Origin of the sequence: Neoactinobaculum massilliense, assembly GCF_900604955.1 — a bacterium.
In the GTDB taxonomy this organism is placed as follows: Bacteria; Actinomycetota; Actinomycetes; order Actinomycetales; family Actinomycetaceae; genus Neoactinobaculum; species Neoactinobaculum massilliense.
On record NZ_UWPE01000001.1, the window covers coordinates 1,045,433 to 1,062,845 of the forward strand.

The 17,413-nt window shown below is 63.1% G+C and carries 14 protein-coding genes and 2 tRNA genes; 3 read left to right on the top strand and 13 right to left on the bottom strand.

What is annotated here, in order from left to right; translation table 11 throughout:
• Positions 1-10 precede the first annotated feature (10 nt).
• Positions 11-595, bottom strand: a complete 585-nt coding sequence (locus tag EIH27_RS04520; protein WP_124039743.1) for a hypothetical protein — start codon at positions 593-595, stop codon at positions 11-13.
• The gene (gene malQ / locus EIH27_RS04525) at positions 592-2,736 is read right to left on the bottom strand and encodes a 4-alpha-glucanotransferase (protein ID WP_124039744.1); all 2,145 of its coding nucleotides are present in this window, start codon (positions 2,734-2,736) and stop codon (positions 592-594) included. Before malQ ends, EIH27_RS04520 begins: the two co-directional genes overlap by 4 nt.
• A 353-nt stretch (positions 2,737-3,089) precedes the next feature.
• Here malQ and EIH27_RS04530 point away from each other — a divergent pair, with 353 nt between their 5' ends.
• On the top strand, positions 3,090-4,034 hold the full coding sequence (locus EIH27_RS04530; RefSeq protein ID WP_124039745.1) for an acyl-CoA thioesterase: 945 nt from the start codon (positions 3,090-3,092) through the stop codon (positions 4,032-4,034).
• 133 nt (positions 4,035-4,167) lie between these two features.
• Here EIH27_RS04530 and ettA read toward each other — a convergent pair whose 3' ends face one another.
• From ettA to EIH27_RS04550, 4 genes are all read right to left on the bottom strand, one after another.
• On the bottom strand, positions 4,168-5,850 hold the full coding sequence (ettA, locus tag EIH27_RS04535; RefSeq protein ID WP_124039746.1) for an energy-dependent translational throttle protein EttA: 1,683 nt from the start codon (positions 5,848-5,850) through the stop codon (positions 4,168-4,170).
• A gap of 74 nt (positions 5,851-5,924) precedes the next feature.
• The gene (locus EIH27_RS04540) at positions 5,925-6,458 is read right to left on the bottom strand and encodes a single-stranded DNA-binding protein (protein ID WP_124039747.1); all 534 of its coding nucleotides are present in this window, start codon (positions 6,456-6,458) and stop codon (positions 5,925-5,927) included.
• Between the two features lie 144 nt (positions 6,459-6,602).
• A complete protein-coding gene (locus EIH27_RS04545) occupies positions 6,603-8,003 on the bottom strand; it encodes a GTP-binding protein (protein WP_124039748.1) in 1,401 nt (466 codons plus the stop codon).
• A gap of 8 nt (positions 8,004-8,011) precedes the next feature.
• Positions 8,012-9,562, bottom strand: coding sequence for a GTPase (locus EIH27_RS04550; protein ID WP_164461597.1), 1,551 nt, complete (start codon positions 9,560-9,562; stop codon positions 8,012-8,014).
• Between the two features lie 253 nt (positions 9,563-9,815).
• Here EIH27_RS04550 and EIH27_RS04555 point away from each other — a divergent pair.
• Both EIH27_RS04555 and orn read left to right on the top strand, forming a co-directional pair.
• Positions 9,816-9,891: transfer RNA gene (locus tag EIH27_RS04555), tRNA-Arg, on the top strand.
• An 82-nt stretch (positions 9,892-9,973) separates the two neighbouring features.
• A complete protein-coding gene (gene orn / locus EIH27_RS04560) occupies positions 9,974-10,609 on the top strand; it encodes an oligoribonuclease (RefSeq protein ID WP_124039750.1) in 636 nt (211 codons plus the stop codon).
• Between the two features lie 106 nt (positions 10,610-10,715).
• Here orn and EIH27_RS04565 read toward each other — a convergent pair whose 3' ends face one another.
• The 7 genes from EIH27_RS04565 to EIH27_RS04595 all read right to left on the bottom strand — a co-directional run bounded on the left by EIH27_RS04565 (position 10,716) and on the right by EIH27_RS04595 (position 17,382).
• A complete protein-coding gene (locus EIH27_RS04565; RefSeq protein ID WP_124039751.1) occupies positions 10,716-11,879 on the bottom strand; it encodes a hydroxymethylglutaryl-CoA synthase in 1,164 nt (387 codons plus the stop codon).
• Positions 11,876-13,063, bottom strand: coding sequence for a hydroxymethylglutaryl-CoA reductase (locus EIH27_RS04570; RefSeq protein WP_241152966.1), 1,188 nt, complete (start codon positions 13,061-13,063; stop codon positions 11,876-11,878). Before EIH27_RS04570 ends, EIH27_RS04565 begins: the two co-directional genes overlap by 4 nt.
• Positions 13,064-13,129: 66 nt before the next feature.
• Positions 13,130-14,203, bottom strand: coding sequence for a phosphomevalonate kinase (locus tag EIH27_RS04575; protein ID WP_124039752.1), 1,074 nt, complete (start codon positions 14,201-14,203; stop codon positions 13,130-13,132).
• Positions 14,196-15,158: a diphosphomevalonate decarboxylase gene (gene mvaD, locus EIH27_RS04580; protein WP_124039753.1), complete on the bottom strand. Its 963-nt coding sequence runs from the start codon at positions 15,156-15,158 to the stop codon at positions 14,196-14,198. Before mvaD ends, EIH27_RS04575 begins: the two co-directional genes overlap by 8 nt.
• On the bottom strand, positions 15,155-16,132 hold the full coding sequence (gene mvk, locus EIH27_RS04585) for a mevalonate kinase (RefSeq protein WP_241152967.1): 978 nt from the start codon (positions 16,130-16,132) through the stop codon (positions 15,155-15,157). Before mvk ends, mvaD begins: the two co-directional genes overlap by 4 nt.
• A 167-nt stretch (positions 16,133-16,299) precedes the next feature.
• Positions 16,300-16,372: transfer RNA gene (locus tag EIH27_RS04590), tRNA-His, on the bottom strand.
• A gap of 83 nt (positions 16,373-16,455) precedes the next feature.
• A complete protein-coding gene (locus EIH27_RS04595) occupies positions 16,456-17,382 on the bottom strand; it encodes an ATP-grasp domain-containing protein (protein ID WP_124039754.1) in 927 nt (308 codons plus the stop codon).
• Positions 17,383-17,413 lie beyond the last annotated feature (31 nt).

Here is a 17,413-nt window from a genome sequence, read left to right on the forward strand (position 1 = left end):
CTCGCCACCGCTATATCTCAAGTATGAATGCGGGTTCGCCCGCTTCGATAACTTCCGAGATGCGAGCTACCCGCCCGCTGCTCGCCACCACGGCACTGGTGAGCACGCGGAGGGGGCTGGCATTCCAAATCATGAGCGGCTGGCCGGCCGCCACCTCCGTACCCACGTGGGCGAGCGGAATGAATGCGGCGTCGGGCTCATCGGCGCCGAGCAGCACGGCGATCTGCACAGCTGACGCCTGCGGACCCGGGGCGGACGCCTCCTGCGCGTCTATCCGATCCGCAGTGCTCAGTATGTCAGCGCGCCCGGCGGTCAGCCGGGTGACCCGGCCCGCAACCGGCGCCACGACGGTGAGTCCGCCGGCCAGCGGCTCAATGCCAATGCCTGGCAGCATGGCGAATGCCTGCTGTTCGCCCGGTTCTTCTCCGCGCGCAGCTGCGAAAGCCACCAGGTCCCGCAGCCCGCCCGCAACCGGCGCCAGCACCTCGAGGGTGCGCGCCTCGCCCCCGGCGACAGGACGTGAAACCTCGTCGCGCTCAGCGTCGTCGGACCCTACCGCGCGCTCCACTTCACCGGCACCTCCCTCGCCTCTCATTCGGCCGTACTCGGCGACTGCTCCGAACGGTAGGCATCCAGCAGCGCGTTCAGTGGCCCGTTGCTCGGGAAGTCCTCAAGCAGCACCACGTGTCCATCGGCGTCGGCTAGAGGCACCCGCCAGTTGGGGTATTCCTGGTCCGTGCCCGGCTGGTTTTGTACACGCCGCTCACCCACGGCGTCTGTCACCGCGATGGCCTTCAGCTGGGCGGGCGTACGCGCAATAAATTGGTGCATGGCCAGCACAATCTCTCGGTCCGTCGGATCCTCCCCGAGCAGTCCCTGAATTCGGAGAGCAGCTTCCAGCCGTTCCTTTTCCTCCCTGGTTCGTGCCAGCACGGTTTCTACCGGTTCTACCAGCAGCCCGAGGCGCTCCCGCAGTTCCACATGTGTCCCGGCGAGGTACCCGGCAGCCGGAGGCAAATCGTGGGTGTCCACGGTGGTGAGGGTATCTTCGCGATATTGCTCGGGGATCTTAAACCCGGAATCAGTTTGCTCAAATAGCATGACCGAGGTGCCCAGTACACCGCGCTCCGACAGGAACTGGCGCACGGAGGGCTCCACATTGCCCAGATCCTCGCCCACCAGCGTGACACCGGCACGCTGCGCCTCGAGCAATAGCACACCCATCATGGCTTCCTGGTCATAGTGCACGTAGGTGCCATCGGCCGGTGAGTGGCCCGCGGGGATCCACCACAGTCGGAAAAATCCCATCACATGATCAATGCGTAAAGCACCCACGTTTCGCATGACCGTGCGCACCATATCTCGCACCGGCCTGTAGTGGAGCCGGCGCAACGCCCGGGGATTAAACGGAGGCTGGCTCCAATCCTGGCCCTGCTGGTTGTACATGTCCGGCGGGGCGCCCACGCTCACGCCGGTGGCAAACGCCTCGGGCATCATCCACGTATCCGCGCCGGCCGGATGCACGCCGACGGCCAGGTCCCCCATCACGCCGATACCCATCCCGGACTTGCGCGCCTGCACCTGAGCGGCATGGAACTGTGCATCCACAATCCACTGGAGCCAGGCATAAAAATCTATCCGGTCCGCGTAGGCGGAGCGGTTGGCCTGTGCCGCGGGCGCCTGGGGATTCTCGAAGCCGGCGGGGAAGGCCTCCGGATACGCCTCCGTCAGCGCACACCAGTAGGCGAAGTTCTCCAGCCCCGCCCCCTCCCGGCGTCGGAACCGTTCGAAAGAACGCTGCCGTGCCGCCGAACGGGGTTGCCGGTAAATGACATCCAGCGCCGCTTTTTTCGCAGCCCAGAGGGCGTCCCGATCAATGAGCGTGTTTCGGGTAGAGGCAGCCTTGGGTGCCAGCCCCAGCCGCTCGACGAGCCCGCGTTCCTCCGGCGGCAGGTAGGCCACCTCACGGATGTCCTCCGGGCGGATATAGATGGGATTGAAGAACCGGCGCGTCACAGGCAGGTAGGGAGATTCGGCCATATGACCGGCGACCTGCGCCGAGTGCACAGGGTTGATGAGAATAAATTGAGCACCCCGCGAGCCAAAGAAACTGCCCAGCTCCGTCAGGTCCGCGGCATCGCCAATGCCCCAGGATTGCGCGGAGCGGATGGAATATAGCTGAGATTGGACTCCCCACCCGTCAACGCCACGCTCTTTCGGACTGGCAAGCCGCCGAGGCACCACGATGAGCGGCGCCATATCCGTACCCGTCACTTCATCCCCGCCCGGCTTCGTAACACGTGCATGCAACGTGTGACATCCAAGCGGCAGGTTCGAGGGGAGTATGAAAGAGGCCTGCCCCACCAGATGCCCATCCACCAGGCGGGGCTCAGTGAAGTCATCAATCTGCGAGATATGCCAGGCCGGCCCGCCGCTCTCTAATTCCGCATCCACCGTGACGCCATAGCCGTGCGGCACATGGATCTGAATTGATTGCTCCATGTTCTCCCGGAGTACGGTCACCTCGGGCAGCACACTTCGCCACGGTTCCAATTCCGCATCTTCAATTGCCTGCCGGGCGGCCTCATCCGTGGTTGCGTCCACGCCCAGGGCCGCAAGCACATCCACAAGCGTTTCGCTGGGTACCTGAACCCGTTCCCCACCAAAACTCCAGTAGGAGGCATCCACCCCGTATGCGGCCGCGAGTCGGGTTAGCAAATCCCTGGTTGCGCTCATGCGTACTCCTTTCGGGGCGGAAAACCCGCTGATCATCCAGTTCACCCTATGACTCTTCTGTGAATCTTCCATATTTTTTCACGGAGTGGACGCGGGTCCGAAGTCCTTCGCACCTGGCGCGCCCGCTGTACCGTCCTACACCGCCTAGCAGGCGAACGAGGCCGAGGGTTCGGAAGTGAACTTGGTCCCGCGTGGTGCGTACGGACCGCCGTACGACGTCGCACGGGTTGCCGAGCCCCAACGGCGCGTAGGGCGAAGAGAGGCCGTTGAATATGCCGGCGGGCCATACACCTGAGCAACACCACTGCTGCAATACTCGGCCTGGACCATAACGGCCACGTAGGATGACGAGCATGACCCTGTATTTTGACGACGATTCGCATATCCCCGTCCCCGTGACGCACACCGAGCCCGTGGCCAGTTTGCTGCGGAGTCTCGCACTAGAGCGCGTGGATGAGAACACCTATCGCGGCGAATCTGTAGTACGCGTGACGCCGCGCGTCTACGGCGGCCAGGTGCAGGCGCAGGCCGTCATGGCGGCCGATGATCACGTGCGGCGCACGATGGGTTTGGGAGAAAATGACCGCCTGGCGCACTCGATCACGGGCGCATTCCTGCGTCCCGGCGATATCAACATTCCCATTGATTTTCAGGTTATGGACCTCCATGACGGGCATTCTTTCTCCACGCGCACCGTGATCGCGCGGCAGAAGGATGAGATTATTTTCGAGGCCCGTGTATCGCTGCAGGAGCTTCAACCCGGACCGAGCATCAAGGAGGAGGCACCGAAGGACGTGCCGGCCCCCGAAGAGGTGCCGTCCTCCGTGGACTTTTTCGCCTCACTCCACAACAAGATTGGCAACCTGCAAAATGCGTGCAACGGCATCGACCTGCGCCACGTCAATGGTGATGTTTACGTGCACCCCGCAAAGTCGCGTGAGCCCCGCCAATACGTGTGGATGCGTACGCGCTCCCGCATGCCGGAGGGTTCCTCCCGCACACTACAGCGTGCGATGCTCGCCTACGCGGCAGACCAGATCATGCTGGAGCCCGTGATGCGCGGGGTGGGCGTGAGCTGGATGATGCCCGGCGTTGCCCTGGCCACGCTGGATCACGCCATCTGGTGGCATCGTAATTTCGACATCTCCGATTGGATCCTGGCCGACATGTACAGCCCTTCCGCGCAGAATGGCCGCGGGTTGGGACTCGCGAAGTTCTACCAGGATGGCAGGCTCATCGCCACCATGGCGCAGGAAGGCATGGTACGCCGGAACACGGAACGCACCATTGAGCAGTAGAGCGACACGTTGAGAGGTGTCACTCGGGAGACTGCTTCCGGTGATGTGCTGCAAGCGCATGCACATGAACTAATTGTTGTGGCCAGTGCGCATGCACTGGCCACAACAATTACCCGAGCCGGGGCTAATCCGCCTACTCGCGCTTGAGTCTGCGATGCGTACCAACGCCGGGCCGCAGCGCATCTTCGCCCAACCGCTCCACACGGTTCTTCTGGTAACCGGCGAAGTTTCCCTCGAACCAATACCAGTTTGCCGGATCCTCTTCCGTGCCCTCATAGGCCAGGATGTGGGTGGCCACGCGGTCCAGGAACCAGCGATCGTGGGTAATCACCACGGCGCAACCCGGGAATTCGAGGAGTGCATTTTCAAGCGAGGAAAGCGTCTCCACGTCCAGATCGTTTGTCGGCTCGTCCAGCAGCAACAGATTCCCGCCCTGCTTGAGCGTGAGCGCAAGGTTCAGCCGATTCCGCTCACCACCGGAGAGCACGCCGGCCTTCTTCTGCTGGTCCGGCCCCTTAAAACCAAAGGCTGCCACATAGGCGCGAGACGGCATCTCCACCTTGCCCACCTGAATGTAGTCAAGGCCGTCGGATACTACCTCCCACAGAGACTTTTCCGGATCGATGCCGGCACGGTTCTGATCCACGTAGGAGATCTTTACCGTCTCGCCCACCTTCAGGTCACCGCCGTCGAGCGGCTCCAGGCCCACGATCGTCTTAAAGAGAGTGGTTTTCCCAACCCCATTGGGTCCGATAATGCCCACGATGCCGTTGCGCGGCAGGGTGAAGGACAGATCATGGAAGAGCGTGCGTCCGTCGAAGCCCTTCTTCAGATCGTGTGCTTCAAGAACCACGTTGCCCAATCGCGGCCCCGGCGGAATCTGGATCTCCTCGAAGTCTAGTTTGCGGGTCCGCTCGGCCTCAGCCTCCATCTCCTCGTAGCGTTCCAGACGCGCCTTGGACTTGGCCTGGCGTCCCTTCGCTGAGGAGCGCACCCACTCGAGTTCGCTCTTCAGGCGCTTGGCCAGCTTTGCGTCCTTCTTACCCTGAATCTTCAGACGCTCCTGCTTGGTCTCCAGATAGGTGGAGTAGTTGCCCTCATAGGGGTAGAGCCGGCCGCGATCCACTTCCGCAATCCATTCGGCCATGTTGTCCAGGAAGTAGCGATCGTGCGTAATAGCAATCACTGCACCCGGGTAGTCCCGTAAATGCTTCTCCAACCAGTCCACAGATTCCGCGTCCAGGTGGTTGGTGGGCTCGTCCAGCAGAAGAAGATCGGGCTCCTCCAGCAGCAGCCGGCACAGTGCCACGCGGCGCCGTTCACCACCGGAGAGCACATTGACCGGCGTGTCCCCCGGAGGACACTGCAGCGCCGCCATGGCCTGTTCCAGCTGAGAATCCAAATCCCACGCATTTTCCGCGTCGATCTTGGCCTGAAGCTTGCCCATCTCATCCATGAGCGCGTCAAAATCCGCCTCTGGATTGGCCATCTCCTGGCCGATCTCATTGAACCTATGCAGGTTGGCGATGGTTTCCTTGCGTCCCATCTCCACGTTCTCAAGAACCGTTTTGTCCTCATCCAGCGGCGGCTCCTGAAGCAGGATGCCCACCGTGTAACCGGGGCTGAGCTGGGCGGTGCCGTTTGACGGCTCGTCCAGCCCCGCCATGATCTTGAGGATGGTGGATTTGCCCGCACCGTTTGGACCCACCATGCCGATCTTCGCGCCGGGAAGGAACGCCATGGTGACGTCATCAAGAATCGTTTTATCGCCCACGCGCTTGGAGGCGTGGATCATTTGGTAAATATATTCAGCCACGTACTTTCCTTGGATAGTTCACGGTTTAGCCCGCGCCTAGTCTACAAGGCGGGATCCGTACGCGGCCTGTTCCCCTAAAACGGTGGCGTTTTCGCCTCCGGCGTTGGTGAGGAGGAGGCGACGGAGGCGGCAACGCCGGCTGGTCTACCGGCACCCACCAGCTCGGGTTCCTGTGCCTCAGCTTCATTCGATTCCGCCGTGTCATTCGCCTGCTCGCTCACGGATGCACTCGCCGCACCGTCCTCGTGAGTTTTCGTGAAAGCCACGATACCTGTAGTGAGTTCCACACCCAGTGAGTCGGCTAGGACGGTGAGCCGAACGTGTTCATGACCATCCTTGTCCGTCCATGTTTGCGGGGAGAGGCGGCCGCGCACCAGTACGGGATGGCCACGGCGCACGCTGGACGCTGCATTCTTGCCGAGGCGGCCATAGCACCGCACCGTGTACCACGTGGTGCTCCCATCCTTGAATTGCTTAGCACTGCGTGAGTAGAGGCGCGGCGTACACCCCACGTTAATCTGGGTAACCTTGCCGCGCTCACCGTTGTCATATACCACGGGATCCGCCCCTGCGTACCCGCGCACTGTCACCACTGTGTCATTGACCATTGGGATCTCCTTTGTTTGAGTGGTGATCCCAGTCTCGCGAATGCGGGAGCCTCCTAAATGTACGGTCGCGTCGCCTGTGGATAGCAGCGGCACGCCACGCTCTGTGCACCGCCGTGGGTACAGCAGGCCCGAACCCACCAACTCCTAGTCCCCGAGCAACGCCTCTCGCACCGTGCCGTATCGTTCTAGTACCGCCTGAATTGGCGCAACGAGATCCTCGGTCACCGCACGCGAAATGGCCTCCCGCGCATCGGACGCGTACTTCTCGGCGGCTCTACGCGATTTGGCACGCTCATGCAGTACCCCCGCATAGCAGAGCACCAACCCCGCAAGCACGGCAGCCACGAGCAAGATCCAGGACCCGTGCGCGCCCGCCATGGCTGCGGCGCCTGCTACCACCAGCACCGCCGCGAACGCCACCCACAGCCAGGGGAAACGCCCGGGCTTCGGGGCGGGGATGGATCGGAGTGCCGTCCCTACTCGGCGTCGTAACGCCTCCGGACTGGCGGCGGCCGCAGCCACACGCTGGCGCCAGACGGTGGGCAGCCCGTGACTCGCCTTATCCACCCAACTTTCCCGCGCCGCGCTCACCACGGGCAGTGACGGCTGCTCCGGCTTAGGCAGGGCGCGCCGGCGGGCTCCGGATTCAGAGATCGCGGAAACAATGGAAGGAATGCCGGAGGCATCGTACAGCGTGGTGATAACAGGTTCGGAATCTTCGGCGGTGAGATCCGGCGAAGCAGACTCGTAGCCCGCCCCCAACCGGCGGCGAGTGGCGCGCAGTTCAGCAGCCGCCGTCTGCTCGGCGGAATCCTCCGCGGCCGCGGCCCGCCGGATGTGTGCCCACAACTCGCTCAGCCCCGTCTTCTTGAGGGCGGAGACAGCAAAGACCTCAATACCCTCCATACCGTCTGCGGCAAGCAGGCGCCGCACATCTGCCAGCAACTCCTCCTCGCGGCCGCGGGGAACGGTATCCATCTGGTTAACGGCCACAACCATGCGCCCCGCTCGCTCGCGCATAGCGGACAGGTAGCTGGCGTGAATGAGATTGTCGGCGTATTTTTGCGGATCCAGCACCCACACAATGAGATCCGCGAGCGGCAGGATCCGGTTCACCACACCAGCGTTGGATGCCGCCACCGAATCGTGGTCAGGAAGGTCAAGGAGCACCAGGTTGTCGGCAGTGTGCTCCGGCGTGGTGAGAATGGAATTACCGGAGATACGCCGATCGCGCGGCACACCGAGCGTGTCCAGCAATTGCTCCGCGCCCGTGGCCCATACGCACGCGGTGGGTTGCATGGTGGTGGGCCGAATCTCCCCGGCGTCGGCGAAGCGGAGCCCGGTGAGCGCATTGAAGAGCGTGGATTTACCGGACCCGGTACCGCCGGCCAGCACGGCAACGGTGACGCCGAGGCCCTGGTCACGCCGCCGCCTGGCATTTTCTGCCTCGCTCCGTGCCCGCTCCAGGAGGTAGGGCTCAAATACGTCCGACCCTTCCGCCATGGCCGTATCCAGCCGAGCCAGTTCATCGTCAAAATTTGCCATTGCTCTCCCTAAAAGTTTTCGCTGAATTCGGCGGCGCGCAGCCGTAGTTCACGCCCGTTGCCCACCGCCACGGAGCCGAGGGACCGCACATACGTATCGACGACGCCGTCCACCGCGCCCGCGAGCCGCTCGGCCAGGTCCTCCCGCGCTTCCCGCACCGTGGTGACGCCCAGACCGTCCCGGGCGATGCGTTCGGCTCCACTAACACCGGCGGCGGCCGTGCCAAGCAGCGAGGCGCGGCCAGCCGGACCGAACCACGGATGATGTGCCGGCACACTATCTGCTACCAGACCCTTGATGGTGGAACGCCAGGAATCGAGGGCATGCCTACCCGCAGCGTCAAGATTGAGTTCATCCCGCGCCCGCTCCACCAGTGGCGTCACGTCAAGGGGAATATCCTGCCACGCCGCCGCAATACTATCCGCCACGCCTTCGAGCGCTGCACGCAGGGCCACCGCGATCGCATCCTGCGCCGCGGAGAACACCGCGGTCATGGCTGCATCACGCCGCGCCTGAGCGCCACGTTGTAGCCAGCGTGGACCTACCTCGGCACTGACCCCGGACAGCACGCCACCACTGGAGGCGGCCGTCAGCCATGCCGCCGTGGGCGCGCCGCTACCAAACTTTCCCCGCCGGGCAGATCCGCGTAATTCCTCGGCCGCTTTCCCAGCCGCCGTCGCCGCGGCGCCCTTCAGCTGATCAATGACGGTCGCCTGCATGTCGACAGCCTCGGAGAGCGTTTCCAACTGCTCGGCCATCCCGGGCAGCATGGCGGCGGTGGTGGTGTCCGCGAGCGTATTTGCATATCCGCTGGATGCCAATTGCAGCAACCGGGCGCGCAGCCCATCCACCAGTCGCGCCGTGAGCAGGCCCTCATGCGGGCCCGCATCCGCCACCGTGAGCAACGGCGACTGGCCCAGCCCCGCATCCCGCAGCCGGGCGGTCAAATCCTCCACCACGGCGGCCTCGGCATGGCGCGTCAGCCGATTAATCACAACCGCGGTGGACGCCCCACGAGCATGGGCATCCCGCAGCACATCCCACGAATAGGAATCCCCGTAGCGTGACGGCGTGGTGACAAATATCCACAGATCCGCCGCATCAAGCAGACGGCGAGCCAGCTCACGGTTGTGCTCCTCCACCGAATCAAGGTCAGGGGCATCCACCAGTACGACGCCGGGGATCGCACCCGGGAGCGTCTCCGCGCGTCCCAATTCAAGGAGAGCATGGCCCCTCATGTAGGGAGCGTCCACCGGATGCATAGCAATGACGGGCATGCGGGTGGTGGGCCGCAGAACGGACGCCGGCGATATTTCCCTGCCTACAAGGGAGTTGAAAAGGGTGGATTTTCCGGCACCGGAGGAGCCTCCTAGCACCACAATGACGGGCAGATTCTCATTTTCGAGATGCGGAAGGACGCGCGTGCGCAACTGAGTAATGAGGCGGGCACGAGATTCTTCCAGTTCATCCGCCCCCGGTAGATCAAGGGGCAGGCGCGCACCCTCAAGCGCTGCCAGGGTGCGCTGCGCCAACGTTGCTAGCTCCTCATTCGACTTCACCCGTCTATTGTGTCTCACCTCGCCCACATTTGGCGCACCGTCACCCGTCGTACTCGTCGCACCAGTCGTACACGCCTCATCAACCGATAAGCGCCGAGCCATGCCGGCGTCACTGCGGATATCGTCAGGCAGGCGTGGGTGAATACCCGGGTCACCCCGGCGGCCGGCACATCGATCACCCGGAGGCCCCGCCGAGAGCCTCACGTCCGTCGCGGTTCCGCGCGGCCCGCCCCACGGTTACACTGGAGCCCACGCCTCCGTAGCTCAGTGGATAGAGCAGCGGACTTCTAATCCGCGTGTCGTGGGTTCGATTCCCACCGGGGGCACCACCGAGTGCCGGGGCTGGTACGCGCGAGCACCACGGGTGCCCGGGCCCCGCGATACCGGTTCCCGCCGCGTAGACTGGCCCGCGTGAGTAACCAGAATTTGAATAATCCCATCGTGTGGATCGACTGCGAAATGACCGGACTGCAGCTCGATGTTGACGAGCTTGTGGAGATTTCCGTGGTGATCACGGACTCGGAGCTCAACCCGGTTGACGAGGGCATTGACCTTATTATTAAGCCCACCCAGCGCGCGGTGGACAATATGAATGATTTTGTCACCAAGATGCATACGGCCTCCGGACTCATCAACGAATGGGAGGACGGCCTTCCGCTGGCGGAGGCGGAGCAGAAGGTTCTCGACTATGTGAGCGCGCGCGTACCCGAGGGCAAGGCGCCTCTCGGCGGCAATTCGGTAGGAACAGACAAGATGTTCCTAGAGAAGTACATGCCCAAGCTGGTGAGCTACCTGCACTACCGCATTGTGGACGTGTCATCCATTAAAGAGCTCTCCAAGCGCTGGTATCCGCGCGTGTACTTCAACCTCCCGGAGAAGAATGGGCATCACCGCGCGCTCGGGGATATCTACGATTCCATCGATGAGCTTCGTTACTATCGCGCCACCCTCCTGCCCGCGGGTGAGGGCCCCACGCAGGAGGACGCCGCAGCCGTGGCAAAGCAGGTGGCCGGCTTCACCGAGAAGCTGGCGGCTCGGGAAAAGTAGAAATCAATCACCTGTCATAGGACCGGTGGGTGGTTGGCATTTGCCAGCCACCCACGTTTTGCCGCCACACGGGTGGCCACCAGTCCCGCTGCCGCTCAGCTAAGTGTTAAGCCACCCGCTTGTTGCGCTCATAGCGCCGCGCGTGATCCTTCACGCCCGCGAACCGGTATGGCGCCCCGGTGACGTGCGGCGTGGCGTAGTCGCGGGAGTCCACGTGCCGCTCCTCATGGAGCGCCCGGTACGTCGAAAAATCAATTTTTTCGCGGCTAGCAAGCGTCGCGTCGATGGCGGCACCATCCACGTGCTCCGCATATCGCGCGGCGGGCCGCCCGACGAAGAATTCAGACACCGCCCCACTCCCGTAGCTGAATAGGCCGATGCGTTCCCCGGCCAGCCCGGAATCGTGCGTCAGCAGCGACACGATTCCCCAGTAGAGAGCGGCCGTGTAACAATTACCCACCTGGGCGCTGTAGTGAAGGCCGGCTTCAATAATCTCGTCGCCACGCCCATCCCCCGTGTAACTCATGAGCTGCCGATGCGCTTTACGAGCCATTTTCTGGAACGGCTGGTGGTGCACGAAACGCGCAAAATCTGTACTCTTCACCCCCGGGTTACGCGCCGCAAAATCATCCCACGCCCCCGTGAACGCATCCAAGTAGGCATCCATCGATAGGTGACCGAGCACGAACGGCGTCGACGAATCGTTCGGACGCCAAAAGTCATTAACGTCCTTCGTGTACACGCCCGTTTTCTGCTCGATGGCCATGATTCGCGGGGATGCACTCACCATCATCGCTACGGCACCGGCGCCCTGGGTGGGCTCCCCGGGCGAGTCGATGGCGTAGCGTGCCACGTCCGAGGCCACCACGATCACGCGCTCCTCGGGGTTACGCGCCACGAGGGCCAATGCGCACTGAAGCGCGGCGGTGCCCCCGTAGCACGCCTCTTTAAACTCCACCGTACGCACGTGTTCGGGCAGTCCCAGCAAACCGTGCAGGAATACGCCCGCCGCTTTGGACTGGTCCACGCTGCTTTCGGTGGCGAAGAAGATGGAGCGCACCTCATCCGTACCGGTCCGCCCGATCAGCTGCGCCACGGCGTCGGCAGCCATGGTCACCGTGTCCTCATCCGGTGCGGGTACGGAGAAATGCTGCTGTCCGAGCCCGATGGTGTACTTGTTCGGATCCACGCCGGTCGCCTCGGCCAGCGCGGGGAGTGGCAGCCGATAGTGCGCGGTTGCCACGCTTATTGCGTCGATACCTACGTTCACTTTTCTTCCCTCCCCTGTTCCGCGGCACCGGCACTGCGCTCCGGTACCACATTCTTTTCCGACGACGCCGCCCGCCGGCCCGCCTGCCCCGCGCCACCGCGCTCATATGTCCGGTGGGCGTTCATGAGCTCGCCCTGGTTCGTTTGAGCGGCCAGCAGGGAAAGTTCGCCGCACGCAACCGCACCGGCCGTGATAACGGCGAGCCGGCGCGCGTTGGCCCCCGGCGCGCGGTTCTCGCGAAGGCCCAGGCGCTCCATGGCATGGTTCACGTGGTCCAGATCCTTGCCATTACCGACGGTTCCCACGATGAGGTGGGGCAGCGTACAGGAGAAGTAAAGATCTTCCCCGCGCAGCTCCGTGTGGGTAAATCCCTGGCTACCCTCGACAATATTCGCCGCGTCCTGCCCGGTGGCCAGGTAGACGGCCAGGAGCATATTCGCGTAGTGCGCATTGGCGGAGCGGAGCGCTCCCGCCACGGATGACCCCACCCAGTTTTTCTGATAGTTGAGGGCATTGATACGTGCCGCGGTGGTGTGCAGGCGCCCCTCCACCACATGGCGTGGAATGCAGATATCCACCACCACGGAGCGGCCCCGCCCCAGGATCCCGTTAATTGCGGAGGGTTTCTTATCAATGCAGGTATTGCCGGAGATGGACCCGTAGGCCAGCTGATCATCCCAGCTGAGCACAGTGGACATCATCGCTTCGGCGGCCTGGGTGGCCATGTTATGACCGGATGCATCCCCGGTGGTGAACGCGAAGCGAACATAGAGAAGGTTGCCCACTATGTCCGTGTGAATATCAATGAGTTTGGCGAAGCGAGAACCTGCCTCAACCACGGCCTCAAGCTCGTCCCGGCGAGCCGCAATGCGCTGAGCGGTAGCCGCCGCGTGGGCCCCGCTACGCGCCACAAAAATGACGGACCTGGTCATGCGCTCGTCCAGCACGGTGACCTGATAGCCGCCCTTCACCATGCGGCTTACGTCCGCGCCACGGTTACAGGATGGCCAGAGCGGGGATTCATAGGTGGCCAGCGGCACCTCGATTTCTTCGGTCGCCTCGCCCGCTCCCAGCCCCGCACTGGTGATGCGGATGGGTCCGATCCACTTGGTGGGAATTGCCGTCACGGAATCCGGCCGCACCCGTTCCGCTCGCCTCGCCGCGCGCTCTTCTTCTGTATTCACCCGAGCTAGCCTACCGTCATCCACCATCTGCCGATCTGGGCGGACCGGCATGGCCACTTCCCGGCCCTACTTCCAGTCCGGCCGCACGGTAACCGTGAGATCAAGCGGGATAATGCCTTCGTTTTGCCACTGGCGGTACACGGCGTCCAGGTCCGTGTCCTCATTAATCACGGCAATACCGCAGTCCCCACCTCCGGCACCGGAGCTCTTTGCGGCACCCCCCAGTTCTTCCACAATGTTGCCCAGCCGCTCAAGCAGCGGTGTTTCAATGCGTATTCCGGATGCCCGCGCCAGCCGCCGCAGCAATCCGCGAGCGCGCCTGACCGCCGCATCCACGTGTTTTCCGGCGCGGAGTGCCTCGGCCAACGTCATAACGGCGGCGTCGGAGGCGGTGAGGAAGCCGGGGAAATAGCGTCCGCGAGAACGCGACTGCACACCGGAGACCAGATGCTCGGTGGAAGCCGGCGAACCCGTCCACCCCACTAGTAGCCTTTCAGCGCTAGGGCCTGGCAATGGTGTTATCTCAAGCGGGTCCCACCCTGAATGGTGAAGGAGGTCCGTCACGCTGAGATATCCGCGCGCCTCTTCCAGCGCCGCCCGGTCCGGCGACCGGTAGAGCAGCCATCCGCCATAGGTGGAGGCCGCCACATCCCCACCGGAGGCCGCCGGTGCACGCCGCGTGACAGCGAGGAGCCCCAGCTGATAGCGCTGCAGGTCCGTGAGTCCCAGCTGATAGAAGCGATTGAGGGCATCCACGATTGCCACGGTCACGGCGGCCGAACTGCCCAGCCCGAATTTGCGCCCGTCCGCATCCGCCAGGTCCGAGGTGATTTCAAGATTGTAGTGCCGGGCCGCAAGCCCGCGTTCGGCCCGCAACTGCTCCACGGTGGAAATTGCGTGGGACACGTAGTCACCGTTCATATCGCTGAACACGGGACGATTATCGTGGTGACGCCAGTAAATGGTAGAAAATCCGGTGCCCTCCGAATGAACCCGGCCCGTGTTTTCTGTTTCCTCCAGCGTGACGGTGATGTACCGATTGACAGCCACCAGAATGGCCGCGTGTCCCGGTTCCACCACCGCGTATTCGCCTGCTATGTACAGCTTCCCGGGCGCCTTCACGCGCAGTATGTCACTCATTCCTCGCCCCGGGTTCCAGCCGTGCGCCCTCCCCGGGGCCGCACACCGTCACGTCACCGTATTCGCTGAGCCCTGTAGCCACCGCGGCGGCGTCGTCAGGCGTTGTCAGGACGACGACGTTGGCGCCGGCATCCGCGGTCCCGTATGCGGCCAGTCCGTCCTCACGTAGCTGGCTGACGGCGTCGAACACTTCAACGGAGGCGGGCGTGAGGTAGCGGATCACGGGGGCCGAAGAGGCGATGAGGCCGTGCATGCGCCACGCCGAGGACTCCGTAAGCGCGCCGATCCGTGCGAAATCTCCGGCGGCGCAGGCCTCCACCATTTCCTCGCTCATGGCCCGGGTGGTGCGCACCCACGCCTCATAGTAGGGCGAGGTCTCGCGCGAGATACGCATAGCCTCCCGGCTGGACACCTTCTTGCGTGTTTTGGAGAGCGGTACCACCACCATGCGCATCTCGGGCGCGGGGATTGGTTCCGCAAACGAATCCGCGTCCGTACCGGCGTGCCAGAGCGCCACCCCGGACACGATGGATCGCGCGGCCGAACCGGAACCCCGACGGGCCAAACGGGAGAGATCTCGCGGGCTCAGATCCAGGCCGTAGGCGTGGGCTGCCGCCAGTGCGAGCGCCGCGAACCCGGAGGCGGAGGATGCCAAACCGGCACCCGTGGGTGCCTCGTTGACAGAGCGTACGGCCGCATGGGGTTGGTGGCCCCCCGCCCACTCTCGGACGACGTCGAGGAACGCGCTCACGCGAGCCGTTTCTTTCTCGCTCGCCGGGCGCCCATTGAGCTCGAAGGAATCCTTCGCCGCCGGCTCAATGTGCGTGGTGGTGGGGTACTGATCAAGTGTCAGAGATACCGACGGGGCCGCGGGCAGAATGAGATCCTCATCCGCTTTACCCCAGTATTTGATCAGCGCGATATTCGGATTGGCCTGGGCACTTGCACGTCTCAATCGATGGGCTCCAACCAGGTGGCCCAGGCACCCTTTGCGCCGGCACCGCGTAGTACGCCGGCGATTCGTTCGGCTTCGGGAAGAGTAGGCGCTAGCGCGAGGATGCATCCGCCAATACCGCCGCCGGTGAGCTTGGCTCCCATTGCGCCGGCACGGCGAGCCGTATCGACCAGGTGGTCCAACTCCGGGGAGGAGACACCAATGGCGCGCAGGAGGCCGTGAGCACGGTTCATCTTGGCCCCGATGGCCGCAAGGTCTCCATCCTCAAAATCGGCTACGGATTCCTCCGCCACGCGCGCAAGTTCACCTATCGCCGCATCCACGCGGGGATCTGCCGCTTTGCGCTGGGCCACACCGGCCACAGCCTCGCGAGTGGCGCCGGGCACGCCCGTGTCCGCAATAACGAAGTAGAAGGCACCGCCCACTCGAATTGGTTCCACATTCGGCTTGCGGTAACGGAAAATCTGGGTGGACTGGACAGCGTGGGCATCCATACCCGAAGGGTTACCGTGCGCTACCCGCTCCCCCACCTGCGTGAGATCGAAGAGCTCCGTGGCATTTGGATCCTGACCGGCCGCGTGAGCGACCGCCTCCACAATGGCGGAGGCCACGGCCGCCGAACTACCAAGCCCGCGCTCATAGGGAATATCCGAATAAATCGCAATCTTCGCGCCGCTCTTTGGGGCGAACATGTTGAGAGCCGTACGAATGGCGGCAACAACCGGGGCGAGGCGGCGTGGTGCCCGCTCCAAGGGCCCCGTGTATAGCTCCGACTCAATTGTTGATGCCGCGGGCGTTAGGGTGGCATTCACGGTGACAGGTAGTACGTTGACCGGGAACGCAATAGCAGGCGCGCCATACACCACCGCATGTTCGCCGAAAAGAATTGCTTTTCCATGGGCACGGCCTACACCGCGGCCCAGTTTCGGCATCTGCGTGAGCGTATCCGCCCCGCGCATTTCAAACTGTTGCACACAGGCTCCTCAACAGACAAATGGTGACATCCATGCTAGCGGATGTACGCGTGTGCGAACCGCGGCATGGGGCACAACCTGTCAAGTTTCAACTTAATGCTTAATGAAGCCGGCGAGTACTAGCGCCGCTTTCCACCGCTAAACTGTAGCGCCCGTAGGAATAACCGGGTGGCTGACGAGATTCGAACTCGCGACCCCCTGGACCACAACCAGGTGCTCTGCCGACTGAGCTACAGCCACCATTGGCGCGTGAGCGCCGGAAAACAACTATAACGCATGAACGCCGTTTGCTCCCGCCCCATCCAGGTGAGACGGGACACGCTCTACCAGGACGCACGCACGGCAATGGCGTCGGCAAACTTCTCCAGATTTTGCGGATCAGCGCTGAGATACAGCGAACTATCGATGAGTGAGATCTCCATGAGATAGAACTCGTTCGGGTCATCCTTAGCGGCGGGCACCAGGTCCACCCGGTCAAATAGCATCAGATGATCGCGTCCGGTACGTTCACGGATCACCTCGTGGAGCACCTGCCGTACGCGCTCAGCCCACACAAGTTCATGCTCCGAAGGCGGGCGGTTGTTGAGCACGTTTTCCACCTTCACTTCGTTTTCATTGCGGTAGCGCGGGTGGAGCATGGCCTGTTTTTCTACGCGGTAGGAGACAATGCCGTTGAGGAACACGAGGGAAACTTCGCCCGTCTGGTCAATCGCATCCAGGTAGCGCTGCACCATCACCGAACGCCCATGCCGCAGTTCATGCTGAGCGTGAAGGATCGCCTCTGAACGTGAGGTTGCGTCCGTGGCCGTGTATCGCCCAGTTCCGCGGCCGCCGGAGGATACCGCCGGTTTCACCACAAAATCGCCGTCGGCCGGGAAACGTGTATGCACCTGATGCTTGGAGTAGTGCGCTTCGGGCTCCAGCCAGGTGGTGGGAATGGTGGGGAGGCCATGTGCCGCCAATTCCCGCAGATAGTGCTTATCGGAGTTCCACTCCACCAGTTCCGGCTGATTAAGGAGGCGGGGCACACTGGCCGCCCACTTCCGGAACTTATTGACGTGACGCGCGTAGTCGCGCGCGGAACGAATCACCGTGAGGTCGGAGGCGTTCCAATCCACGTCCGGATCATTCCACACAGCTACGCGCGGTTCGATACCGCGCTGCCGGAGCGCGTCCGGAAGCCCCGCCTCATCCTCGGTGAGGTTGGGAAAGTCCGCGCTAGTCACAAGAGTCACAATCGGATCTGCCACACGGGGAGTCTACATGGGAACCAAATAGAGG